Genomic DNA, 1213 nt, shown 5'->3' on the forward strand with positions numbered 1-1213 from the left:
CGCCCAGCAGGCGAGCTTCGCCGGCCGCATCGGCGCCGCGGCGCCCGAGGGGCAGGCAGCGCTCGCACTCGGCGCCTTCTGGCGCTACGCCGAGACCCTGCGCTGGCTGCGCGACGCGCTCCGGCAGCCGCGCACGGGGGGCGCCTGGCGCGAGCTGCTCAACGCCGCGCTCGACCGTCTCGTCGGCGACAGCGCGATGTATGCCGATGACCTGCGCGAAGTGCGGGCCGCCCTTGCCGCGCTGGCCGACAACCTTGCCGCGGCCGAGGTCGATGCCGCGCTGCCGTTCGAGGTGATCCACCCGGCGCTGGTCGCGCTGCTCGACGATCCCGCGCGCGGCGGCGTGCCCGGGGGAACGGTCACCTTTTCGGCGCTGTCGGCGCTGCGCGGCCTGCCCTACCGCATCGTGTGCCTGATCGGCATGGATCAGGGCGCCTTCCCCGGCAGCGACCGGCCGGCCGAGTTCGACCTGATGACCGCCCGGCCGCAGGCCGGCGATCGCCAGCGCCGGCTCGACGACCGCAACCTGTTCCTCGATCTCGTGCTGTCGGCGCACGAAGTGCTGCACTTGTCCTACGTCGGTCGCAGCGTGCGCGATGGTTCGGCCTTGCCGCCGTCCGTGCTGGTCGACGAGCTGCTCGACGCGCTCGCCGCAGCCTGTGCCGAGGTGCCGGACGAGCCCGATGCCCTGCAGGCCGCGCGCAAGCGTCTGCTGGTGGAACATCCCCTGCAACCCTTCGCGGCGGACTACTTCATCACCCGCGAGCGCGGCGACCCGCGCCTGACGAGCTTCAACGAGGACTACGCCGAGGCGCTTGCCAGCCGTCTGCGCGCCGCGCCCCTGAGCGATGCGGGCATTGAGGTCCTGGATCGTGACGAAGAAGGCGAGGATGGCGCGCCGTCTGGCGGGCCGGATGAGGCGCCACCGTTCTTCGTGTCGCCGCTGCCGTCCCCCGATGCCGGCTGGCGGACGGTCGAGCTGTTCCAGCTCGTGCGCTTCTTCGCCAACCCCTGCCGCTACCTGCTGCGTGAGCGCGTCGGGCTGGACCTGCCCGAAGCGGAGGAGGAACTCGACGACGTCGAGCCGATGCTGCCCGACTGGCCGGCCCGGCAGGCTCTGGCGCAGCGCCTGCTGCCGGTGCTGCTCGACGCGCCGCAGGCGGCGGGCGGCGATCCCGAGCCCGCCGCGCTTGCCGGACTGGCGCGCGCCGGC

The 1213-nt window shown here is 73.7% G+C and carries 1 pseudogene; it reads left to right on the forward strand.

Features of this window, described 5'->3' with window-relative positions:
- Positions 1 to 1213 (forward strand): annotated as a pseudogene (locus C664_RS20015) (exodeoxyribonuclease V subunit gamma); the annotation flags it as partial.

This window comes from Thauera sp. 63 (assembly GCF_000310165.2).
GTDB lineage: Bacteria > Pseudomonadota > Gammaproteobacteria > Burkholderiales > Rhodocyclaceae > Thauera > Thauera humireducens.